Source organism: Alsobacter metallidurans (genome assembly GCF_014636935.1).
GTDB classification, from domain to species: domain Bacteria; phylum Pseudomonadota; class Alphaproteobacteria; order Rhizobiales; family Beijerinckiaceae; genus Alsobacter; species Alsobacter metallidurans.
Genome location: NZ_BMES01000001.1, coordinates 116,383 through 129,866, shown reverse-complemented (window position 1 = coordinate 129,866; position 13,484 = coordinate 116,383). Strand labels below are relative to the sequence as shown.

Here is a 13,484-nt window from a genome sequence, read left to right as displayed (position 1 = left end):
AGCGGAAAAGACGCCGGGCGCGCCGGCAGCCTTCCCTTCGCTGGCATGACCCAGATCAGGTTCAACGGGTATGATCTCAGCCGTCCTTGCGGGCGGCACCCCATGGCGGTTGCAACGTAATCACGGCTGCGCGCCGCGGCAAGACACGCGCGCGCATTCGTTCGCCTGCCCTTGTGGGCTGGCTCAACCGGTGAACACCACCGTCTTGCGGCCGTTCAGGATCACGCGGTCGTCGAGATGATCCGCCAGCGCGCGGGCGAGCACGCGGCGCTCGATGTCACGCCCCTTGCGGACGAGGTCCTCGGGCGTGTCGCGATGGCTGATGCGCTCGACGTCCTGATCGATAATCGGACCCTCGTCGAGGTCGGACGTGACGTAATGGGCCGTGGCCCCGATCAGCTTCACGCCGCGCTCATGCGCCTGATGGTAGGGCTTGGCGCCCTTGAAGCCCGGCAGGAACGAGTGGTGGATGTTGATGCAGCGGCCCGTGAGCTTCGCCGCCAACCCATCCGACAGAACCTGCATGTAGCGGGCGAGCACGACGACCTCGGTTCCGGTGCCCTTCACCAACTCCCAGAGTTGCGCCTCTTGTTCCATCTTGGTCTGGCGGGTGACCGGGAGGTGGTGGAACGGCGCCCCGTCGAGGTCGATATGCGCGTAGGTCTCGCGCGGGTGGTTCGCCACCACGGCGGCGACCTCCATGTTGAGCTCGCCATTGCGCTGGCGATACAGCAGGTCGACGAGGCAATGGTCGAACTTCGACACCAGCAGCATCACCCGGCGACGCTCGCCGCGCGCCCGGATCGTCCAGTCCATGCCGAAGCGCTCGCCCACGGGCCTGAAGCGCTCCCGCAGCTCGGCCGGCGTGGGGTCGGCGTCCACGGCGTTGAAGATCACCCGCATGAAGAAACGGCCGGTCTCGACGTCGTCGAATTGCTGCGCATCCAGGATGTTGCAGCCCGCCTCGAACAGCAGTGTCGAAACCGCCGCCACGATGCCGGGGCGGTTGGGGCAGGAGAGCTTGAGAACGAAGGATTCGGAGGTCATGAAACGGGCATCCCTGCGCGACGGCAGACGCTGCCTACCGAAAGGCGCGCCATCCTGCAACGCAGCATAGCCAGCGCCAGGGCCGGCGCTGGCCTACGAGGGACGAAAGCGTTGCTTCAGCCGACCAGAAACGCGGCGCCGGCCGCCAGCAGGCCCGCGCCGGCGAGCCGAGGCGACTGCCTGGAGGAGAGCCCCACCGCAACGGCGGCGAGGATCAGCCCGGCCCCGTGCAGCAGCGCGGTCGCGGCCAGGAAGCCTGCGCCATAGGCGAGACCTGCCGCATTCGTGGGCATTTCGGCCCCGTGCGCGAGTCCGTGACATGTCGCCAGGGCGGCGCACAGCGCGGCGCCCGCCGCAACCGGCGCACGCACGCCCCACGCCAGCGCGCCTCCGAGCACCGCAACCGACAATGCGACGCCCGCCTCGGCGTAGGGTGCCGTGAAGCCGGACGCGCCGAGCACCGCCGCGAACGCCATAGCGGCCATGAAGGCCGCCGGCCAGGCCCAGCGCGCCGCGCCGCCGATCACGCCGGCCCAGAGCCCCACGGCCGCCATGGCGAGCAAGTGGTCGGCTCCGCCAAGCGGATGCGCGAAGCCCATCGCGAAACCATGGACGTGCGGGTCGACGCCCGTGTGGGCGAGCGCCGGTGTGGCGGCGACGGCGGCAACAACGAGAGCGGCGGCGAGGCGGGCGCGGGTCATAGGATGCTCCAGGCAGAACTCAGCGGGAGAATGCAAAGCCCGTGCTAGGCGCGCAAGCCGCCTGCCTGCTCGATAAACGCCGCCACAGCGTCCACGCCTTCGCCCGAGCGGACATTGGTGAACACGTAGGGGCGGTCCTTGCGCATCAGCTTCGAGTCGCGGTCCATGACTTCGAGGCTGGCGCCCACAAAGGGGGCGAGGTCGATCTTGTTGATCACCAGCAGGTCCGACCGGGTGATGCCCGGTCCGCCCTTGCGCGGGATTTTCTCGCCGCCAGAGACATCGATCACGTAGACGGTGAGGTCGGCGAGCTCGGGCGAAAAGGTCGCCGCGAGGTTGTCGCCGCCGGATTCGATGAGGATAAGGTCGAGCTTGGGAAAGCGCCTGTTCATCTGGTCGATGGCGGCGAGGTTGATGGAGCAATCCTCGCGGATGGCCGTGTGCGGGCAGCCCCCCGTCTCGACGCCCATGATGCGCTCTTCCGGGAGCGCGCCCGCCACCGTGAGCAGGCGGGCGTCTTCCTTGGTGTAGATATCGTTGGTGATGGCGCAGAGGTCGTAAACGTCGCGAAAGCGCTTGCAGAGCGCCTCCATCAGCGCCGTCTTACCGGATCCAACCGGTCCGCCGATGCCGACGCGAAGCGGGCCGTGGCTGGATCTCGTCATGACTTTTTCTCCGTTCAGGTCGGACAGCCGATCCAAGATCCGGGCCAGCGCGGGTCAGGACCGAAACAGGCGGGAATACTGCGTCTCGTGCCGCAGGGACGCGATGTCGGAGCGGAAGGCCGCGGCGCCGATGTCGTCCAGCGTGGAAGACTCCGCGAATGACGCGGCGGCGCGCACGTCCGCGACCAGCGCGGCGATGATCCGCTGGCCGTCGGTTTGCCCGATTGGGCCAAGCCGCACCACGGCGGAGACGAGGTTCCCGACGAACGCCAGCAAGCTCGCCTCCAGGGTGGCGCCGAGCGGCGCGCTGTGCCCTGCGGCCGCGACGCCGAGCGCCACCGGGTAGGCGACCTCGCCGTTCCAGGCGGCGTCGAACCGCACTACCGCTTCGGTTGGCCACGACGCCCGGATCGCGACCAGAAAGGCCGCGCCCTGGGCGGTGGCTTCGAGGTGGCGCTCGCGCGACGGCTGCAGGGCGGCGGCCCATTCGGCGACGTGGCGCAGCGCGGCGTCATCCTGGTCGGCGGCGGCGCGCCACGCGGCCGCGAGCAGCACGGCGTCGTTTCGGCCGGAGCCCTGCGCCAGCAAGTCGGCGATCCACTCCTGCGTGGTGGCGGCGTCCCTGACCTGCCCGGTTTCAACCGCCCATTCGAGGCCGTGCGAATACGCGAAGGCGCCGACCGGAAAGGCGGGCGACAGCCACACCAGCAGCGGCAGCAGTCCCGCCTCAGCCATGCTTGTGCGCGTGGCCGTGGTCGTGGTGATCGTGGCCGTGATGACCATGATCGTGGTGATCATGACCGCAGCCGCAGCTCTCGCCATGCGCATGGACGTGGGCTTCGGCATGCGCGTGGGAATGGGCATGCGCTCCGGCATGTCCGTGATCGTCGCCATGCTGGTCATGATCGTGATGAGCGTGGCCGTGATGCGCGTGCGCTTCGGCGGCTTCATAAGCGCCGCGCTCGGGCTGGAACGGGCGCTCCACGCGCACGACCTCGGCGCCCAGGCCGCGCACCATCTCGACCAGCACATGGTCGTCCTCGATCCAGACCGCGTCGTCGCCGATTTCGGCCGGCGTGTGACGGTTGCCGATGTGCCAAGCGATGCGCATGAGGCGCTTGGGCGTGGCGGCGCGGATCTCCAACAGACTTTGGGGCGCGGCCCGCACCAGCACGAGCGATCCGTCCTCCAGCTTCAGGGCGTCGCCGTCGTTCAGCACGGCCGCCTTCTCGAGATCGAGCAGGAACTCCGTGCCCTTCTCGCCCTTCAGGGCCAGCCTGCGCCGATGGCGACCCTCATGGTCCAGCACCACGGCGTCGATAACGCGCTCGGCCTTCACGGCGGGTTTGCGGACAACGGCGGCGGCGCGAAGCATGATCGAACTCCCGAAAGATCCTCCGTCCCTCCTAGCACGCGCGGTGCGCTTAGGCATCCGCGCGGTGGCGGCGCACGATGACGCCGATCAGCGCCATGCCGGCGGCGGCCAGCGCGGCCAGCACGCCGGACACGAGAATGCCGGCGCTGACGCCGAAGCGCTCGGTGACGATCGAAAACGCCAGCGGGGCTAGGGCGAACGAGAAATTCTGCACCGGCGCGATCTTGCCCGAGTAAGTGCCGTAGACGGCCGAACCGAACACCCAGAGCGGCAGGGCCACGCGGGTGACGCCCAAGAGGCCGGAGCCGATGCTGTAGATGAGGATGAACGCCGTCGCGCCCGTCACGGAGCCCTTCGCGAGCGCGATCAGCACGAACGAGGCCATCATCACAAGTGACGCGAACACCGCCGAGGCGATCGGCGTCACGCGCTTGCCGAGCAGGAACTCTATGAGCCGCGCCAGCACCTGCAGCGCGCCCATGGACGAGCCGAGCGTCAACGCCAGCCCGGGCGTCATGCCGACGTCCCGCAACAGCTCGACGATATGCAGCGACAAGCCCCAGGACACGAAGCCGGAGCACGCGAACGCGGCCATCATGGCGATCACGGCTGGGCGGAATCCGCTCTGCCGGATCATCGGCGGGGCCGCGGTTCCGGCGCTCGCGCCGCCGCCCATGCTGCGGCGGCGCGGCAGCACCCAGGCGTGCAGCGGCGCGCACACGGCCACATTGACGAGCGCGTAGACAACGCACATCCAGCGCCACCCCACCGCGCCGTCGAGCCAGACCGTGATTGGCCACGCGGCGCTGGACGACAACCCGGTCATCAGCATCAGCACGATCATGCTCTGGCGGGCGTTGTGCCCGGCGATCTGCGCCATGGCGGTGAAGGACGGCAAGGTCAGCGCTAGCGTGGTGGAGAAGCCCAGCGCCAGCCACACGAGCGCGTAGGTGACCGGCCCGGTGACGAGGCCGAGCAGCGCGAGCGAAACGCCGGTCAGAAGCGAGCCAACGGCGAGGAAGGGCGCCGCGCCGTGGCGGTCCAGCAACCGGCCGAGCGTCGGCGACAGCAGGCCGGACATCACCAGCATGATGGTGACGCCGCCGAAAATGAACTCCGGCGACACGCCGATATCGGCCGCCATGGTCCGGCTGAGCACGCCGGGCAGGTAAAAGGTCGATCCCCAGCCGATGACCTGCGTCACCGCCAGCACGGCCGTCGCGCGCCGAACGTCCTGAGCCATCCCGTCCCCGAACGGGCGGCTTTTGGACGCCGCCCTAGGCGATCAGGATTAAGCGGGCGTCACGGCGTCCGCCAGCGCGGATACGCCCGCGCAGGGCGGCGATGCGCAAACGGCAAGGCTCGACCAGCAGCTGCGTCCCGCTCAGAACAGGAAGTACCGCTGCGCCATCGGGAGCTCCGTGGCGGGCTCGCAGACCAGCAACTCGCCGTCGGCCGTCACCGCGTAGGTCTCGGGATCGACCTGGATGTCCGGGGTGGCGTCGTTGTGGATCATTGAAGCCTTCGAGATGCCGCCGCGCACGTTCTCGACGGGCACGAATTGCTTGGAGACGCCGAGCCGCTCGCGCAACCCGTCCTCCATGGCGGCCTGCGAAACGAACACCACCGAGGAGGCCGTCCTCGCCTTGCCAAAGGCGCCGAACATGGGCCGGTAGTGCACCGGCTGCGGGGTCGGGATGGAGGCGTTCGGGTCGCCCATCGGGGCGGCCGCGATGGAGCCGCCCTTGATCACGAGATCGGGCTTCACGCCGAAGAAGGCCGGCGACCACAGCACCAGGTCGGCGAACTTGCCGACCTCCACCGAGCCGATGTGCTTGGACACGCCATGCGCGATGGCGGGGTTGATGGTGTACTTGGCGATGTAGCGCTTGGCCCGAAAATTGTCGTTGCCGGAGCCGTCGCCCTTCAGCGAGCCGCGCTGCTTCTTCATCTTGTCGGCGGTTTGCCAGGTGCGGGTCACGACCTCGCCGAGGCGGCCCATGGCCTGGCTGTCGGACGACATCATCGAGAGCGCGCCGAGGTCGTGCAGGATGTCCTCGGCCGCGATGGTCTCGCGCCGGATGCGGCTTTCCGCGAAAGCCAGGTCCTCGGGGATCGACGAGTCGAGATGGTGGCACACCATCAGCATGTCGAGGTGCTCGTCCAGCGTGTTGACGGTGAACGGCCGCGTCGGGTTGGTGGACGACGGCAGCACGTTCTTGAGCCCCGCCACCTTGATGATGTCCGGCGCATGGCCGCCGCCCGCGCCTTCGGTGTGGAAGGCGTGGATGGTGCGGCCCTTGAACGCCGCCACCGTGTCCTCGACAAAGCCGGATTCGTTGAGCGTGTCGGTGTGGATCATCACCTGCACGTCGTGGTCGTCGGCCACGTTGAGGCAGTTGTCGATGGCGGCCGGCGTGGTGCCCCAGTCCTCGTGCAGCTTCAGCGCGCAGGCGCCGGCCTTGACCATCTCGACCAGCCCCTCGGGCCGGGAGGCGTTGCCCTTGCCGGAGATGCCGAGGTTCACCGGGAAGGCGTCGAAGCTCTGGATCATCCGGGCGATGTGCCACGGCCCCGGCGTGCAGGTGGTCGCGTTGGTGCCCGCCGAAGGCCCGGTGCCGCCGCCCAGCATGGTGGTGACGCCCGACATCAGGGCGTGCTCGATCTGCTGCGGGCAGATGAAATGGATGTGGCTGTCGAAACCGCCGGCCGTGAGGATCTTGCCCTCGCCGGCGATGACGTCGGTGCCCGGACCGATCACGATGGTGACGCCGGGCTGGATGTCCGGATTGCCCGCCTTGCCGATGGCCGCGATGCGGCCCTCCTTGAGGCCGACATCGGCCTTCACGATGCCCCAGTGGTCCAGGATCAGCGCGTTGGTGATGACGGTGTCCACCGCCCCGGCCGCGTTGGTGATCTGCGACTGGCCCATGCCGTCGCGGATGACCTTGCCGCCGCCGAACTTCACCTCCTCGCCATAGACGGTGAAGTCCTTCTCGACCTCGATCACCAGCGAGGTGTCGGCGAGCCGCACCTTGTCGCCCGTTGTGGGGCCGAACATGTCCGCATAGGCGGCGCGGGAGAGTTTGGTGGCCATGGCGTTTAGATCCCTCTTCCGCGAAACATCTATTTCCGACTGTTGCACGCTTTGACGAACTGCTTCCTGTCATCGCTCCCACCGGGATCATCGATTTGATCCGTAGTGCCAGCTACCGAGAAACCTAAACGGCCAGAGCGCTGAAATTCAGCGAGGAACTGCTTTGCATCGCGTAAAGGTATTTTGCAGCTAAATTCCCAGTACTCGTCTGCTTCATTAGATTCGAAACGAACAACGTTGTTCCCGCAGGGTGCTTTACTGGAACCAGCCCAGACCAGTGCCTGAAGACCGCGGTAGTCAGCTCGATCTTTCAGTTTGGACAGCCGGGGCTTTTGGATAAGCGTCGCCCATAACTTCAGGTCTGCCGACCCTTTTCCGCAGATTAAGATTGGGCCGGTGTAAGCATCAGACTCAAGCGTTTTGGCATTCGTAATTTTAATCTCGTCAACGCCTTGCCAGAAACGCCAACGCAGAACGCCGTCATCGAGCTCTCTGGCGAATGCGTGATGAAACGTCACGAGATTCGCCAGGACGAGTAGACCAACGGACCTCACAGCTTGCCCATCACGTCCTGCCGGAACCCGTAGACCTCGCGATTGCCGGCCAGCGCCACCAGCCGCACCTCGCGGGTCTGGCCGGGCTCGAACCGCACGGCCGTGCCGGCCGGGATGTCGAGGCGCATGCCGCGCGCGCGGTCGCGGTCGAAGCTCAGGGCCGCGTTGGTTTCGGCGAAATGGTAGTGGCTGCCGACCTGGATGGGCCGGTCGCCCGTGTTGGCGACCGCGAGCGCGACCGTCTTGCGGTCGACGTTCATGACGATGTCGCCGTCCAGCGTCATCACCTCGCCCGGAACCACGGCCCCGGACGCGCCCCGGATGGGGTTGTGCACGGTGACCAGCTTGGTGCCGTCCGGGAATGTGGCTTCCACCTGCACGTCGTGGATCATCTCGGCGATGCCGTCCATCACCTGGTCGGCCGTGATCACGTGGGCGCCGGCCTCCATGAGGTCGGCCACGGAGCGGCCGTCGCGCGCGCCTTCCACCACGAAGTCGGTGATCAGCGCGATAGCCTCGGGGTGGTTCAGCTTCACGCCGCGTTCGAGCCTCCGGCGGGCCACGTTGGCCGCCATGGCGATCAGCAGCTTGTCCTTCTCACGCGGGGAGAGGTTCATCGGACGATCTCGCTCAGCATTGCCAGACCCGCGGCAGCGGGCCGGATTGGAACCGGGACAAAAAGGCGGCCATGTCGGCGCGGAGAACGGCCGGCGCCTCGGCGGCAAGCCGCACGCACAGCATGCCGTTCCAGGCGCTCGCGCCGCAATCGGATTGTGCGCCGTCCAGCGCCGCGCGGGCCTCTTCGATGCGGCGTTCCGCGTCCGGCGCGAGGTGCACGACGGTTGCAACCGCTCGCGCGCCGCCGCCCAGCGCCGGGCGGGCCAGCGTGGCCGCAATCGCGCCGTCCAGCCGAACGGCTTCGGCGAACACGAGGCGCCCGTCGCGGCGGATTTCCCAGCGGTCGTCGAAGAGCCCCTCGCCCAGCGTCTCGCCCGCCGCGACGCGGCCGAACACGACGGTTTCGGCCAAGGTCAACCTGGCGCTCGCCGCCATGGCGACCCGAAGCCGCCGGCGCAGGCGCGAGCCCGAAAACAGGATCGCTTCCTGCGGGAGCCAGGACAGCTGCCCGGCCTCCGCGATCGCGATGTCGACCGCGATCTCGGCGGCCGCGCCGTCCGAGCGATAGATTTTTTCGGCCGATTGCGTGGTGATCACGGCTTGCGCATCGGCGTCCAACGTCAACGACACGTCGAGCCGGTCGCCGCCCGTCATGCCGCCGCCGGTGTTGATCAGCACCGCCTCGCAGGCAGCCGCCTTGGGGAATTTCAGCCGGTAGCCGCCCGCCTCGCGCAGCGCCATCACGCGCGTGCCGCGCCCCGTCGGGGCGAAGCGGGCCTGAATGACGCCGCTGGCGCGCACATAGGCAGGAAGGGCGGCAGGCGTCGCGCCTGCGGGTTCGGATTGGGAATCGAGCAGCATGCTCAAACCCCACACGGACGCCGCAGCGCCCACCCTCCCCGTGAGCGGGAGGGTCGCCGCGAAGCGGCGGGGTGGGGTGACGCCGGGCGTAGAGTGCCGAGGCGAAAGAGTAACGAACGCGCCCTCGCCGGGCGCACCCCGCCCCACCCCGCCGGCCTGCGGCCGTCGACCCTCCCCCTCAAGGGGAGGGTGGCGCGTGCCGCGCCCAGATCACACCGAGAGATGGCGGCGCACATCGGTCTCGACCATGTCGGCGCGGGGGCCGGCGAGCACGATCTGGCCGCGATCCATCACCGCATAGGTGTCGCAGAGGTCGCGCGCCCATTCGAAATATTGTTCCACCAGCAGGATCGCCATGTCGCCCTTTTGGCGAAGGTAGTCGATGGCGCGGCCGATGTCCCTGATGATGGAGGGCTGGATGCCTTCCGTGGGCTCGTCCAGCACCAGCAGGCTCGGCCGGGTCACCAGCGCGCGGCCGATGGCGAGTTGCTGCTGCTGGCCGCCCGAAAGGTCGCCGCCGCGACGGTTGAGCATGTCCTTCAGCACGGGGAACAGGTCGAAGATCTCGGCCGGAACGAAGCGCTCGGCGCGCGGCAGGGGCGAGAACCCGGTTTCGAGGTTCTCCTTCACGGTCAACAGCGGGAAGATCTCGCGGCCCTGCGGCACATACGCAATGCCGCGGCGGGCGCGATCAAAGGGCGCGAGGCCGCCGAGATCCTGCCCTTTCCAGACGATCTTCCCGCCCTTGACCGGCTGCACGCCCGTGACGGCGCGCAACAGCGACGACTTGCCGACGCCGTTGCGGCCCAGCACGGCCGTGACCTTGCCGGCCTCGGCCTGCAGGCTGACGCCGCGCAGCGCCTGGGCGGCGCCGTAGTAGAGGTCGATGGCTTGCACCGAAAGCATGGTCAGCGTCCCAGGTACACTTCGACCACGCGGTCGTTGGTGGATACGGCGTCGATCGCGCCTTCGGCCAGCACCGAGCCTTCGTGCAGGCACGTGACCTTGCAGCCCAGCGCGCGCACGAAGTGCATGTCGTGCTCCACCACCACAACGGCGTGCGTCTTGGCGATGGAGGCCAGCAGCGCGGCGGTTTGCTCGGTCTCGTGGTCGGTCATGCCGGCCACGGGCTCGTCGACCAGCAGGAGCTTGGGGTCCTGGGCGAGCAGCATGCCGATCTCCAGCCACTGCTTCTGGCCGTGCGACAGGTCGGCGGCCAGGCGCTTGCGATGGTCCTTGAGGCCGATGGTCTCCAGCACCTGGTCCTTCTGGTCGTCACGGACGCGGTTGCGCCAGCCAAACAGCGACGAGCCGGCCGAGCGCGGGCCCTTCATGGCGAGCAGGATGTTGTCGTCCACCGTGTGGCTCTCGAACACGGTCGGCTTCTGGAACTTGCGGCCGATGCCGAGCTCCGCGATGGAGGCTTCGTCCATGCGGGTCAGGTCGACCGAGCCGTCGAACAGCACGTCGCCGTCGTCGGGCCGGGTCTTGCCCGTGATAACGTCCATCATGGTGGTCTTGCCGGCGCCGTTGGGGCCGATGATGGCGCGCATCTCGCCATGGCCGATCACCATCGAGAGGCTGTTCAGGGCCTTGAAGCCGTCGAACGACACGCTCACGCCGTCGAGATAGAGGATCGACTGGGTGAGTTCGGGGCTGGTCACTGACGACATCGGCTCACTCCGCCCCGGCAGGCTGTTGCACGGCGCCGATCCCGGCCTCCGCCGCCGCCGATGCGGCGCGCTGATCCGAGCGGCGGGCGCTCCATTCCGACAGCGTCCTGATGATGCCCTTGGGCAGGAACAGCGTCACCAGCACGAACAGCGCGCCGAGGCCGAACACCCAGACCTCCGGGAAAGCGCCGGTGAGCCATGTCTTGGCCCAGTTCACCAGCACGGCGCCGAGCGCCGCCCCCACGAGCGTGCCGCGGCCGCCAACTGCGACCCAGATCACCGCCTCGATGGAGTTCGCGGCGGCGAATTCGGACGGGTTGATGATGCCGACCTGCGGCACGTACAGCGCCCCCGCGACGCCCGCCATGCAGGCCGACACCGTGAAGGCGACGAGCTTGTAGCGCTCCACCCTGTAGCCCATGAAGCGGGCCCGGCTCTCGGCGTCCCGAATGGCGATCAGCACCTTGCCGTAGGCCGACGTCACCATCGCGCGGGCGATCAGGTAGCCGAGCGCCAGCGCGACCACGCTGGCGACGAACAGCGCCACGCGGGTGCTTTGCGCCTGGATGTTGAAGCCGAGGATGTCCTTGAAATCCGTGAGGCCGTTGTTGCCGCCGAACCCCATGTCGTTGCGGAAGAAGGCCAGCAGCAGCGCGTAGGTCATCGCCTGCGTGATGATGGAGAGGTAAACGCCGGTGACGCGCGACCGGAACGCGAACCAGCCGAACACGAAGGCGAGCAGGCCCGGGACCACCAGCACCATCAGCATCGCGTAGGGGAAGTGCCCGAAGCCCCACCAAGTGATGGGCAGCTCCTTCATGTTCAGGAACACCATGAAGTCCGGCAGGACCGGGTTGGCGTAGACGCCGCGCGGTCCGATCTGGCGCATCAGGTACATGCCCATCGCGTAGCCGCCGAGCGCGAAGAAGGCGCCGTGGCCGAGCGAGAGAATGCCGCAATAGCCCCAGACAAGGTCAAGCGCGATCGCCAGCAGGGCGTAGCAGAGATATTTTCCCAGTAGCGACACCAGATAGGTGGGCACGTTGAAGGCCGAGCCGGCCGGGACCGCGAGGTTCAACAACGGCACCAGAACGGCGACCGCCGCCAGCACCAGCAGGAAGACGCGGCCGCGCCAGTCGAGGTCGATGATGGTGCGCAGGATCATGCTTCGACCGCCCGTCCCTTGAGGGCGAACAGCCCGCGCGGACGCTTCTGGATGAACAGGATGATGAAGATCAGCAGCAGGATCTTGCCCAGCACCGCGCCCGCGAAAGGCTCCAGGAACTTGTTGGCGATCCCCAGCGTCATGGCGGCCACCAGCGTGCCCCAGAGGTTTCCGACCCCGCCAAACACCACCACCATGAAGCTGTCGACGATGTAGCTCTGGCCGAGATTGGGCGAGACGTTGTCGATCTGCGAGAGCGCCACCCCGGCGATGCCGGCGATGCCGGACCCGAGCCCGAAGGTGAGCGAATCCACCCAAGGCGTGCGGATGCCCATGCAGGAGGCCATGCGGCGGTTCTGCGTGACGGCCCGCATCTTCAGCCCGAAGGACGTGGCCTTGAGCACGAAGAGCAGCGCGGCGAACACGAGGGCGCCGAAGACCACGATCCAGAGCCGCCCATACGTGATGGCGAGCCCCATGAAGTCGAACGAGCCCGACATGAACGCCGGCGCGCCGACCTCGCGGTTGTTGGCGCCGAACCAGGAGCGCACCGCTTGCTGCAGGATGAGGCTGACGCCCCAGGTGGCCAGCAGCGTCTCGAGCGGGCGGCCATACAGGAAGCGGATGACGCTGCGCTCGATCAGCACGCCGACCCCGCCGGCGACCAGGAAGGCGAGCGGGATCGCCATCGCGAGCGACCAGTCGAACAGGGCCGGGTACTTGGTGCGCAGGATCTCCTGCACCACGAAGGTCGTGTAGGCCCCGAGCATCACCATCTCGCCATGGGCCATGTTGATGATGCCCATGACGCCGAACGTGATCGCGAGGCCGATGGCGGCCAGCAGCAGCACCGAGCCGAGCGACAGGCCGTACCAGACGTTCTGGACCGAGGAGAGAACGGCGAGGCGCCGCTCGATGGCGCCGGCCGCAGTTTCGGCCGCCATCTTGACGATCGGGGTGCCGTTGGCGCGCAGATTGGCGAGCAGCGACAGCGTGTCCTGGTCGCCGCGCTCGGCCACCACGTCAATGGCCGAGACCTTCTCGGCGTCGGTGGCATCGGCTTTGCCCAGCACCGCGGCGGCGCGGGCCTGCACCATGGTTTTCTTGATACGGGCGTCCGTTTCCTTCGCGATCGCGGCGTCGAGCGCCGGTATGGCGGCGGAGTCGCGGGATTTCAGCACCGCCTCGGCGGCGGCGAGGCGCTTGGCCGGGTCGGGGGAGAGCAGCGTCAGGGAGCCGAGCGCGGCTTCCAGCGCGCGGCGGACGCGGTTGTTGACGCGGACCGGCTTGGTTCCGAACGGCTCCGCGGCGGGTGCGGCGCCCGTGCGGGCGTCGGTGAACTTGCCGTCCGGCGCCTTGATGAACACGCCCTTGTCGGCCGGCGCGTAGACGAGGCGGCTATCCGTGAGCGCCTGCAGGGCGGCGGCGGCCTTCGGGTCCCCGGTGGCCGCGAGATCGCCGATGGCGGCTTCGATTTCGCCGAAATTCTCGGTGGCGATGCGCGCGAACGCGGCGTCGAGGTCGGCGGCGCGCGAGGGCGCGGAAGCGACGGAAGCCAGGGCCAGCCCGAGCAGGGCGGCGAGAAGGCGCGCGATACGCATCGATTGCAAACCTTGTGGCGGAGGAGCGTTGGACCGCAGGCCTCCGGCCCGCACGGGCTGGGCCGGATGGATGCGGGCCGGAGGCCCGCGGTCCAGGTCGTGAGCCATCCCCGGCCGGGCGAGAGCC

At 68.2% G+C, this 13,484-nt stretch carries 14 protein-coding genes and 1 riboswitch; all 14 genes read right to left on the bottom strand.

What is annotated here, in order from left to right:
- Nucleotides 1-15: 15 nt before the first annotated feature.
- Nucleotides 16-113: riboswitch (TPP riboswitch) on the bottom strand.
- Nucleotides 114-183: 70 nt separating this feature from the next.
- Entirely contained in the window at nt 184-1,047 is an 864-nt protein-coding gene (gene purU / locus IEV99_RS00525) for a formyltetrahydrofolate deformylase (RefSeq protein WP_188515789.1), read from the bottom strand.
- A 116-nt stretch (nt 1,048-1,163) separates the two neighbouring features.
- The gene (locus IEV99_RS00520) at nt 1,164-1,748 is read right to left on the bottom strand and encodes a HupE/UreJ family protein (RefSeq protein WP_188515788.1); all 585 of its coding nucleotides are present in this window, start codon (nt 1,746-1,748) and stop codon (nt 1,164-1,166) included.
- A 44-nt stretch (nt 1,749-1,792) separates the two neighbouring features.
- Complete coding sequence (ureG, locus tag IEV99_RS00515; RefSeq protein ID WP_188515787.1) at nt 1,793-2,413, bottom strand: urease accessory protein UreG; 621 nt, start codon at nt 2,411-2,413, stop codon at nt 1,793-1,795.
- Nucleotides 2,414-2,467: 54 nt separating this feature from the next.
- Nucleotides 2,468-3,211: an urease accessory protein UreF gene (locus tag IEV99_RS00510; protein WP_188515786.1), complete on the bottom strand. Its 744-nt coding sequence runs from the start codon at nt 3,209-3,211 to the stop codon at nt 2,468-2,470.
- The gene (locus tag IEV99_RS00505; protein ID WP_188515785.1) at nt 3,141-3,788 is read right to left on the bottom strand and encodes an urease accessory protein UreE; all 648 of its coding nucleotides are present in this window, start codon (nt 3,786-3,788) and stop codon (nt 3,141-3,143) included. The genes IEV99_RS00510 and IEV99_RS00505 overlap by 71 nt, the downstream gene beginning before the upstream one ends.
- Before the next feature lie 49 nt (nt 3,789-3,837).
- Nucleotides 3,838-5,031 carry an MFS transporter gene (locus IEV99_RS00500; RefSeq protein ID WP_188515784.1) on the bottom strand — a complete coding sequence of 398 codons (1,194 nt, stop codon included), beginning with the start codon at nt 5,029-5,031 and terminating at the stop codon, nt 3,838-3,840.
- Between the two features lie 141 nt (nt 5,032-5,172).
- Nucleotides 5,173-6,885, bottom strand: coding sequence for an urease subunit alpha (gene ureC, locus IEV99_RS00495; protein ID WP_188515783.1), 1,713 nt, complete (start codon nt 6,883-6,885; stop codon nt 5,173-5,175).
- 29 nt (nt 6,886-6,914) lie between these two features.
- The gene (locus tag IEV99_RS00490; protein WP_188515782.1) at nt 6,915-7,403 is read right to left on the bottom strand and encodes a hypothetical protein; all 489 of its coding nucleotides are present in this window, start codon (nt 7,401-7,403) and stop codon (nt 6,915-6,917) included.
- Nucleotides 7,404-7,435: 32 nt separating this feature from the next.
- Entirely contained in the window at nt 7,436-8,056 is a 621-nt protein-coding gene (locus IEV99_RS00485; protein ID WP_188515781.1) for an urease subunit gamma, read from the bottom strand.
- Between the two features lie 13 nt (nt 8,057-8,069).
- The gene (locus tag IEV99_RS00480; RefSeq protein ID WP_188515780.1) at nt 8,070-8,918 is read right to left on the bottom strand and encodes an urease accessory protein UreD; all 849 of its coding nucleotides are present in this window, start codon (nt 8,916-8,918) and stop codon (nt 8,070-8,072) included.
- Nucleotides 8,919-9,128: 210 nt separating this feature from the next.
- Nucleotides 9,129-9,824, bottom strand: coding sequence for an urea ABC transporter ATP-binding subunit UrtE (gene urtE, locus IEV99_RS00475; protein ID WP_188515779.1), 696 nt, complete (start codon nt 9,822-9,824; stop codon nt 9,129-9,131).
- A gap of 2 nt (nt 9,825-9,826) precedes the next feature.
- The gene (urtD, locus tag IEV99_RS00470) at nt 9,827-10,591 is read right to left on the bottom strand and encodes an urea ABC transporter ATP-binding protein UrtD (protein WP_188515778.1); all 765 of its coding nucleotides are present in this window, start codon (nt 10,589-10,591) and stop codon (nt 9,827-9,829) included.
- 4 nt (nt 10,592-10,595) lie between these two features.
- The gene (gene urtC, locus IEV99_RS00465; RefSeq protein ID WP_188515777.1) at nt 10,596-11,756 is read right to left on the bottom strand and encodes an urea ABC transporter permease subunit UrtC; all 1,161 of its coding nucleotides are present in this window, start codon (nt 11,754-11,756) and stop codon (nt 10,596-10,598) included.
- Nucleotides 11,753-13,357, bottom strand: a complete 1,605-nt coding sequence (gene urtB, locus IEV99_RS00460; RefSeq protein WP_188515776.1) for an urea ABC transporter permease subunit UrtB — start codon at nt 13,355-13,357, stop codon at nt 11,753-11,755. Before urtB ends, urtC begins: the two co-directional genes overlap by 4 nt.
- Nucleotides 13,358-13,484: the final 127 nt, after the last annotated feature.